Here is a 7,915-nt window from a genome sequence, read left to right as displayed (position 1 = left end):
GATACGATAAAATCAGGTAAGAGGTACTCTAATAAAGGCAGAAAACTTTCCAAAACAGATAGGGTTGATTAAAACACAAACCTAAAAAAATCCAACGCTCTCCACAAATTTTGGGTTTGCTCCGAAAAAACGATCAAAAATCAAGAATCTAAAAAACCTGCGCAAGCGCAGAAATAGGAGCAGATTTAAAAAATCAAAAGGCTGTAAATCAGGGATTTACAGCCTTTTCGCAGAGAGAGAGGTTCTCGAACTTTGTTACCCCATGAAACACAAAGTGTCTCAATCCCCCTGAAATGGCTGTTTTATATCGGTAGTGAAAATACTAATGTTTCATCGTGTTTCATTATTGTTTCACTCATGTTTCACTCATATATTTCATTGATACTGTCCACGGAGTTCTGGTCAAAGGATTTCAAGTATTGCTCAGTGGTGGATAGTCTCGTGTGTCCAAGTGCTTTGGATATGTTGTAAGTGTTCTGCCCTTTTTTACGGGCGGTGTCGGCAAAGGTGTGGCGGGCAATGTGACAAGTAATTCTTTTTTGCCAGCCTAAGCGTTCCTGTAATTTTTTGAGGTTGTTGTTGACAATGGAAGTTTTCGCCTCCTTTTGCTCTTTGAACACCTCAGGGTTTTTGTAATCTTTTCCAAGTTCGAGAAAGGGGAAAAGAAAATCATAAGGTTTTTTACCTTCACGATAACGTTCAATAATCGCTTTAGCTTTTTCTCCAAGGAGCACATTTTTGGCGGTGCCCGTTTTTTGCATGATGTATTCTAAACGGGTTTGTTTGCCATCAGTGTACACATTGCCGACTTTGATAAACAGGGCATCCCCTATTCTCATGCCGTGGGTATAATACATGAACAAAAAGATGTCGCGGGCGTGACAGACTCGGAAGTTTGGGGTTAATTCCATTTCTTCCAGTTCCTTGAATTCATCTTCGGTAAGTTTTTCTCTTTCCGTAGGGTCGAATGTGAAGTCGTATTCTTCAAAGGGATTATTGGAACGGCTCAGTAATTTATCTTTGATGGCTTCATTGATAATGGTCTGAACGTATCCCAACTGCTTACTTACCGTATTTTTGACATTTTTTCGGTACATAAAGGATTCAAAGTCTTTCAGCCAGGCGGGTGTAAGTTCTTTGAAAGTGATGTCCTTTTTGCCCTTTTCTTCCAAATAAGCAATCAACTTGTTAAGAGGTACACCGTAATTTTCGGCCGTTTTCAGGGTCAACCTAACACGAGCGTACTCTAATTGTTTTTTGTAATACTCGATAAATGATTGGTCTTTGTTGGTAGTTAAAGCGTTGATTACTTCATCAATGGTTGGATTGCCGTTTTTTGACAATTCGGAAACCACGGTGATGCCCGCTTCATATTTTTCACGGATGCGATTGTTGTACAATAGGTATTGTGAGCAGGTCGCACGTATCCAATTGGATTTGTCAAGAACTCCTTTGGGGTTAAAATCCTTTTTGTTGATGGCAAAACCCAAGCTGATACGCTTGTGTTGGCGCTGAGCGGTGATTCGGAGACGAACAGGGTATTGACCGTCTCGGTTGGGAGCGGAAGCAAGTTCGACGCGAAAAGTAACCATTAAAATTTAACGTTAAGGCCCAATACAATATACCACAAGTGTTGGATGTCTTCTTTAAGTACGCGCAAAACTGCACCTTTGCCCCGGTTCAAGGTGATGTACCCTTTGTCGAGTATATCATTAGATTGTACGTCACCAATGGCTATCATGTCAGCATAATGAATCACTGTAAGGCCAGTGTGGTATTTGTACTTGTTTTCCGGTATTAATACAGCCAACAATTCCGACTCTTTACGGATGGTGGGTTCCATTGAATCAGTTTCAATTTTGACCACGACCGCGCCATCCAGGTCATAATCTACTTTTTGGTTAAGTCTATAAGTGTCACATTTGGACAGGTCTGATAAATGACGCTCAGTATCAGAAAAGGTCGGTAATTCAGCATACACGTATTTGCTTTCAAAAATCGGGTCATTGTTGACCATCAACTTTGTGATTTTCTCGGCAATTTCTGGACGGAACTGTTCGGTGGTTTTATACACTGACACCATGGCAGAACTCACGCCCAGCCTTTCTGCCACGTCTTTGGTTCTAAGTTGGTATTTTTTCATGTAGGCATCAAGCATTTTGCCATGATGCACCATGTTTTTTGCCAATTCATGTTCTTCTTTGAGTTTTATATAATCCTCTTCAATGGCCACATCCTTTACTCCTAGGCTGTTTAAAATGCGTTGCCACATTTTGTCCGTTATCTCACGTCCAGAAAGTAAATGGCTGATTTGGCTTTGGGTTAAACCAACCTTGTCGGCAAAGTTCTTTTGGTTTCCTTCCGCATTCTCACGGATTAGGCGACGTAATTTAATCTTTCTTAATAAGTCGCTTTCGATAGGTTTGGGCATAACTTGCATAATTATTATTAATATTGTTGTTTTACGTTATAATATTATTAATTTTGCCGTAAAACTATATTATAATTAATATTATTTTTAATAATATCCAAATTCTAGGGCAAGCGGTTTCTAAATTTTATAAGCGGTCAAAAAAATGGGACAATTAAAAACTGAGGTTTCGGTCATTCAGAGCAAACCAGAACTGTTCAATCCGATTAAAGCAAACATTAAAAAGTTTGGTTGTCAGGCAGTTGCGGACGCGGCTGGTCTTCGTTGTTACCAAAGTGTAGCTACTTATGCGAAGGGAAAGCCCGTCAGAGTTAAAACAGAAGAAAGAATCTTAGAGGGCTTGGAAAAACTAAATCAAGGCTATATTCCTGCTTTACAAAGAGTTAATAATATTATTAATTTGCAAAATGAACATGAGTCTCAAAACATTAATAAGGCATCATAATGGAGGTACCTACAATGCAACAATTTCAAGCCCTTGAAGGAAAAGTTTCCGAACTATTGGATATTGTAGGGCAAATACAAAGTGCGAGAGTAAGTGTTGAATGGGTAAGTTGTGAAGTAGCAGAAATATTATTAAATTGCTCACGTACAACAGTTTGGAGATTAGCAAAGAGCAATCAACTCTCGGTTGAAAGGAAGGGAAACTCGGTAAGATTCGGCCTTGACTCAATAAGAAAGTATCTTATTGGGAAACGTTATCACCCAGCAGCAGTAGAGTCCAGAATTAACTCATTACTTGTGGCTTGAAAATTATTATTAATAATATTTTTGTATATTATTAATAATATTATTAATATTGTATCAACAAAATAACACGGCCGTAAAACAACCGTGTTATTTTATCAATACAATAAATTAAGACGCAAAGATGAAAAATTCACTCCAACTGTGCAAAAAAGCACTGAAGGTTGCTCATGCAATTAAGAGCACCTTTCAACATTTCTCTAATGCTTTGAGAAAAGCTTGGGAGATTATCAAAACCCTGAAACCAGAGATTTACCCTGATTGGATTATGTACAACCGACGCAGTTACACTGCTTTGGGCTTGACAATCCAACAAGCGAAGTTATTGATTGACGCAAAGTGCTTTTACGTGACTTACCCCGTAGCGAACATCATGGAATCTTATAACAATTGGTACAAAACCATTGAACTCGGATTCTACCACATTTAATGTTAAGGGTTTAGAGACGTCAATACACGGGGCGGTTTTGCCGCCCCGATGTTTCTTACCCTTCAAAAAAATGAGTTTTTCATAACGTTGAGTAAAATCAATTACGGGGGAGGGCTTCCCTTCCCCGCTAATTTACTCAACATAACTCCACGGAATTTTATGAAAAGATACTTAACCGCCGCGGGAGACATATTGATTTTCCTTGCCGCTTGCGCCCTGTTTTACGCCTTTTTATTCATCGAATAATGCTGCAACAATGAAACTTCCTAAACTCAAATTAACGCCTCAGCAATCCTTTGACCTGCAAATGTGGGCCATCGTCGCTTTGATTTTTTTAATCTGTTTTGTGCTTTGGGTCGGTACGGCCGCACTAAACAGCCACAATGCTTTCAGATAACCAATTTCATACAATTTAAACTTTCTCTCAAAATGTCAGAACTACAAACAGTTGAAACCCAAGAAGTTCAAGATGTTCAAATTGAACGCGCGGCCTCCTCTCCTATTATGAATGTTCCTACGGTCGATATTATGGCCATGAAGGAAATGCCCAACCTCGAAAACGCTGAAGTGCTACAGCTTGACCTTTCCTCGGAATATTGGTCACCCCTGAACGCTGGCGAATCCAAAAGAGTATTGTTCGTCAAAATTGAAGAAACATTGGTGCAAGATGTTAATGATGCAAATGTGGTGATTTCATTACCATGTGCCTTCTTTTTGGAAAAAGATGCAAACGGTGTTAAGCAAGTGCGGAATGGTTCAAAGCGATTGGTTGCGGCTTTGGAAAATGTGCCACAGGGCATTCCCTTGTTAATTACTTATAAAGGAAAAATCCAGAACAAGAACAATGCGTTCAAGTCGGATAATTGGTCAGTTAAACCCATAATGATTAGAATCTAATGAGCGCCGAATACAATGACATTCTAATGGCTATGGAGTCGGCAATGGTAAGTGAGCGGGAAATCAACCCGCTCTCTTATGACCCCACTGACTATGTGACGATACAAGAAGTTGTAAGTCACATCATCAACAGAAAAAAAACGATTGAGGTCAAAGATTTACTTCCTCAACTGTCCGTGAATGGTACGGTGATTCAGGACCCAATGGAAAATTACCTGAAACGCCCTGCCAACAGCGCCAGCGCTTTGAAGCAAATCTTAAAGACACCATTGCATTATTGGTGTTATCTGCACGAGAAAATTCCAATCCAGTCTAAAAAAGCCTTTGAATTCGGCACTTTCTGCCACATGGCATTTTTAGAGCCTGAGTTGTTTGACGCTTTGATTGTTGAACCCAACTACAGTTTATCCACCACGGAAGGCGTAAAGAAGTCGGTGGAGTTTTGGGAAAAAACCCTCAAAGGGGTAATGAAGAAATCGGGCAAACGTCATTTACTGTCCAATGCCAAATCTGCCGTAAAACGTGCGGGATTGACGATCACAAAAATTGACGGCCTGCGACGTTACCGCGAAGAATTGTCCAAACGTGCCGGTAAAATCTGCGTGGGTGAAGTGGATAAAAGGAAAATCGAACTTGTACGACGCCACTACTACACATACGGTGGTGGTATTCTGCCCGCTCTAATGAAAGGCTCGGCCAATGAAGTCAGTTTTTACGGTACAGATGAAGGCACGGGACTGCCGGTTAAAATTCGTCCCGATGGATTACAATTGGAAGAAAACATCGGCTGTAACGCCATTATTTCTTTCAAAACAACATCGGCGGAGGATATTGACAAATTTGCCTACGATGCGGCAAAATTCCAGTATCAAATGGCAGAAGGAATGTATTTGGAAGTCGCTTCACAAGTAACAGGACGCAGATTCAACGCGGTTATCTGTGTGATGCTGCAAAATGTTGAACCGTTCTTGCCTGCGGTGTTCATGTATTCGCCCGAAGATTTACAAAACGGACGGTACCGCTACCAATGCGCGATTGCGGACGTGAAAAAATGCATTGATTCAAAAACCTTCCCAGGCTTCGATGCCAAAGCGGAATTTGGCGACATGGGTATTATTCAACTGAACCTACCCGAATGGAGCAAGCGCGAATTGAAGCCAGTAGACATTGAATTATAATGCAAAAGCCGCCCCCAGAGATTGCCAACGTATACGCAGATATGTTGGCAATCGCAAAAAAACACGGCATGGTTGGCTTCTTTTTATGCTGGTCAACCAATAAAGACCTATTGACGGTGGCCGATGGCGCCCATGAACAAGTGAACGCCATCGAAGAATTGTGCAACCTCTACACAAATCACAATGCGATTGAAATTGAGAGATATGATTTACCCGTAAACAAAACTCCTTTAATACAATGAAATCAGCCCCTGTTCCCTGCCTTACTCAAATCATTTTCGCGGGCGCAATCGTCAAAGTATACCTTGATGAACGCAACAAAAAAAACACCTCGTATGCTGCATGTGTGGCAACTGGCATGTTCAATGCCAATAATCAACCGATTCTTAAACCCGTTCCACCAAAAAAGGTAAGCAAGTTTGATTTTTACCTCGGTGACAGCCGCGTAGCTTTTGAAACCCAAATCCACCCAAGACATATTGTATCCAGACCAATCAATTAAGGATGGCCCCTTTCGGGGCTGTCTTTTTTTATTGCGTATAGTAATCTACGTTCATACAAATTCAACATGAAATCAAACCCATTTGACAAATACCTAAAGCCAGAACAAACCCTGCAAATACAGGTGTGTCAGTACATAGAAATTAAATACCCACGCGCGGTGATATACCACTCCCCCAACGAAGGCAAACGGTCAGCCTTTGAACAGTATTTACTACGCAAAATGAGGGTATTAAGTGGGTTTCCCGACTTGGTTATTCTGGATTACAAACTCATTTTATTTATTGAATTGAAGGTTTTGAAATCGGGCAAGAAACAGCCCAATCAAATATGGTGGATTGATATACTGAATCGTTTTGGCTTCCCTGCCTATTTCTGTTTCGGTTTTGATGAAGCCATTCGGGTCATTGACAAGCATTTATCCATTAAACACATATCCAATGAAAGCACAAAATCTAACGTGGGGGCAGGCATCTGAATTGCTGACCACTGAAAAGGCAACCGTGGCTCGTCGGCCGGGCTTTGAAAATGAAGCGCACATTGTTTTTCGCAAAGGCAAGTACCCCGAAGATGGCCCAGCAGTACAGACCATTTGCGGACTAAAGAACGAACTATTTGAGTTTGGGGAAGCGGGGTCAGTGCCGATGCCGCCAACATTTCGCAAGGTGGAAAATGGTTTCCCTTACTACTGGACACCACGTCACAATGACCTATTGGCCGAGGATTGGCAGGTAAATTAATAATTGTTAAAAAATAAAACTCAAACACAATGTTTACAGAAATTAAAACCATTCAAAGTTCTGACGAAAATGTAATGAAATTCGTCTTTGAAAAAGACAACGCGGTGGCCGAAGCTGTTTTATACAAATACCCAACCTATGAGGACCGAACAGTAATTTGTTGCTCAACACAAAGTGGGTGTCCCGTTGGTTGCCGCTTTTGTGGAGCGGGTGATTATTTTGTTCGTTCCCTAAAAGCCGAGGAAATTGTGTTTCAGGTTGACCACTGCCTACAAAGCCAAAACATTGACGCTTCCAAAATTCAGAAGTTTCAAATCATGGTAATGTCAATGGGTGAGCCGCTTCTTAATTTCAAGGAACTGGAAAAAGCTTTTGAAATCTTGTACTCAAAATATCCACAAGCAAAGCTGCTTATTTCTTCAATTGGGCCTCAAATAAACTATGAACCAGTTATACAAATGGCCCAAAGAATTCCTACCGTTGGCTTACAGTTCTCTGTTCACGAAAGCACCGATGAAAAAAGAGACAAGCTTATCCCGTTCAAAGCAAAACTGATACTGTCCGACATTGCTCATATTGGCGAAGTGTTTTTGATTCGGACAGGGCGCAAACCGTTTTTCAATTATTGTGCCCACGAACACAACAGTTCACAGCAGGACGCTGATAATATAGCCAAACTATTTAATCCCGATGTGTTTGAGGCTACAATTTCGGTCGTTTGCGAGCGTGACGAAAGTATTGCGGCGGCAAATGTTAGACAGCGTGAACTAGCTTCAAGTTTCATGCAAAAGTTGTGGGAGCATGGATTTTCAACCAGAATGTTTGACCCAGCGGGACAGGACGATATTGGTGGCGGTTGTGGTCAGTTGTGGTTTGTCCAAAACTGGATGCAAAACAACCAGCACCTTGCAATGAAATCCGTTGGATTTGGAATGGAAGTGGTCCATGCTCCAAAGGAAGAATTATTGGCGTATTAATCAATCAGTTCACT

The 7,915-nt window shown here is 41.0% G+C and carries 12 protein-coding genes; 10 read left to right on the top strand and 2 right to left on the bottom strand.

Going from position 1 to position 7,915, the window contains the following annotated elements:
- Positions 1-362 precede the first annotated feature (362 nt).
- Together NCI00_RS20735 and NCI00_RS20730 are read right to left on the bottom strand one after the other, a co-directional pair.
- Entirely contained in the window at positions 363-1,592 is a 1,230-nt protein-coding gene (locus tag NCI00_RS20735) for a site-specific integrase (protein WP_253530798.1), read from the bottom strand.
- Positions 1,592-2,431: a helix-turn-helix domain-containing protein gene (locus tag NCI00_RS20730; protein WP_253530796.1), complete on the bottom strand. Its 840-nt coding sequence runs from the start codon at positions 2,429-2,431 to the stop codon at positions 1,592-1,594. The genes NCI00_RS20735 and NCI00_RS20730 overlap by 1 nt, the downstream gene beginning before the upstream one ends.
- 145 nt (positions 2,432-2,576) lie before the next feature.
- Between NCI00_RS20730 and NCI00_RS20725 the strand changes: the two genes are divergently transcribed.
- The 10 genes from NCI00_RS20725 to NCI00_RS20680 all read left to right on the top strand — a co-directional run bounded on the left by NCI00_RS20725 (position 2,577) and on the right by NCI00_RS20680 (position 7,901).
- Positions 2,577-2,876: a hypothetical protein gene (locus NCI00_RS20725; protein ID WP_253530794.1), complete on the top strand. Its 300-nt coding sequence runs from the start codon at positions 2,577-2,579 to the stop codon at positions 2,874-2,876.
- Between the two features lie 426 nt (positions 2,877-3,302).
- Positions 3,303-3,608, top strand: a complete 306-nt coding sequence (locus tag NCI00_RS20720) for a hypothetical protein (RefSeq protein WP_253530792.1) — start codon at positions 3,303-3,305, stop codon at positions 3,606-3,608.
- Between the two features lie 256 nt (positions 3,609-3,864).
- The gene (locus NCI00_RS20715) at positions 3,865-4,005 is read left to right on the top strand and encodes a hypothetical protein (RefSeq protein WP_253530790.1); all 141 of its coding nucleotides are present in this window, start codon (positions 3,865-3,867) and stop codon (positions 4,003-4,005) included.
- 32 nt (positions 4,006-4,037) lie between these two features.
- A complete protein-coding gene (locus tag NCI00_RS20710; RefSeq protein WP_253530788.1) occupies positions 4,038-4,505 on the top strand; it encodes a hypothetical protein in 468 nt (155 codons plus the stop codon).
- Positions 4,505-5,683, top strand: a complete 1,179-nt coding sequence (locus NCI00_RS20705) for a PD-(D/E)XK nuclease-like domain-containing protein (RefSeq protein WP_253530786.1) — start codon at positions 4,505-4,507, stop codon at positions 5,681-5,683. The genes NCI00_RS20710 and NCI00_RS20705 overlap by 1 nt, the downstream gene beginning before the upstream one ends.
- Positions 5,683-5,925, top strand: coding sequence for a hypothetical protein (locus tag NCI00_RS20700; RefSeq protein WP_253530784.1), 243 nt, complete (start codon positions 5,683-5,685; stop codon positions 5,923-5,925). Before NCI00_RS20705 ends, NCI00_RS20700 begins: the two co-directional genes overlap by 1 nt.
- Positions 5,922-6,185 carry a hypothetical protein gene (locus tag NCI00_RS20695; RefSeq protein WP_253530781.1) on the top strand — a complete coding sequence of 88 codons (264 nt, stop codon included), beginning with the start codon at positions 5,922-5,924 and terminating at the stop codon, positions 6,183-6,185. The genes NCI00_RS20700 and NCI00_RS20695 overlap by 4 nt, the downstream gene beginning before the upstream one ends.
- 66 nt (positions 6,186-6,251) lie before the next feature.
- Positions 6,252-6,662: a VRR-NUC domain-containing protein gene (locus NCI00_RS20690; protein WP_253530779.1), complete on the top strand. Its 411-nt coding sequence runs from the start codon at positions 6,252-6,254 to the stop codon at positions 6,660-6,662.
- Complete coding sequence (locus NCI00_RS20685; RefSeq protein ID WP_253530776.1) at positions 6,625-6,924, top strand: Thoeris anti-defense Tad2 family protein; 300 nt, start codon at positions 6,625-6,627, stop codon at positions 6,922-6,924. Before NCI00_RS20690 ends, NCI00_RS20685 begins: the two co-directional genes overlap by 38 nt.
- Before the next feature lie 29 nt (positions 6,925-6,953).
- Positions 6,954-7,901 (top strand): radical SAM protein, encoded by a 948-nt coding sequence (locus NCI00_RS20680; RefSeq protein ID WP_253530773.1) that lies wholly within the window; start codon positions 6,954-6,956, stop codon positions 7,899-7,901.
- Positions 7,902-7,915 lie beyond the last annotated feature (14 nt).

The organism is Runella salmonicolor, from assembly GCF_024158025.1.
Taxonomy (GTDB): Bacteria; Bacteroidota; Bacteroidia; order Cytophagales; family Spirosomataceae; genus Runella; species Runella salmonicolor.
Note: the sequence above shows the minus strand (reverse complement) of the source record. Positions and strands in the feature narration are given on the sequence as shown.

Coding starts and splice junctions, on each gene's coding strand:
- NCI00_RS20730 (WP_253530796.1), bottom strand. CDS start 2,431: ATGCCCAAACCTATCGAAAGCGACTTATTAAGAAAGATTAAATTACGT.
- NCI00_RS20685 (WP_253530776.1), top strand. CDS start 6,625: ATGAAAGCACAAAATCTAACGTGGGGGCAGGCATCTGAATTGCTGACC.
- NCI00_RS20700 (WP_253530784.1), top strand. CDS start 5,683: ATGCAAAAGCCGCCCCCAGAGATTGCCAACGTATACGCAGATATGTTG.
- NCI00_RS20705 (WP_253530786.1), top strand. CDS start 4,505: ATGAGCGCCGAATACAATGACATTCTAATGGCTATGGAGTCGGCAATG.
- NCI00_RS20735 (WP_253530798.1), bottom strand. CDS start 1,592: ATGGTTACTTTTCGCGTCGAACTTGCTTCCGCTCCCAACCGAGACGGT.
- NCI00_RS20710 (WP_253530788.1), top strand. CDS start 4,038: ATGTCAGAACTACAAACAGTTGAAACCCAAGAAGTTCAAGATGTTCAA.
- NCI00_RS20725 (WP_253530794.1), top strand. CDS start 2,577: ATGGGACAATTAAAAACTGAGGTTTCGGTCATTCAGAGCAAACCAGAA.
- NCI00_RS20680 (WP_253530773.1), top strand. CDS start 6,954: ATGTTTACAGAAATTAAAACCATTCAAAGTTCTGACGAAAATGTAATG.
- NCI00_RS20695 (WP_253530781.1), top strand. CDS start 5,922: ATGAAATCAGCCCCTGTTCCCTGCCTTACTCAAATCATTTTCGCGGGC.
- NCI00_RS20715 (WP_253530790.1), top strand. CDS start 3,865: ATGAAACTTCCTAAACTCAAATTAACGCCTCAGCAATCCTTTGACCTG.
- NCI00_RS20690 (WP_253530779.1), top strand. CDS start 6,252: ATGAAATCAAACCCATTTGACAAATACCTAAAGCCAGAACAAACCCTG.
- NCI00_RS20720 (WP_253530792.1), top strand. CDS start 3,303: ATGAAAAATTCACTCCAACTGTGCAAAAAAGCACTGAAGGTTGCTCAT.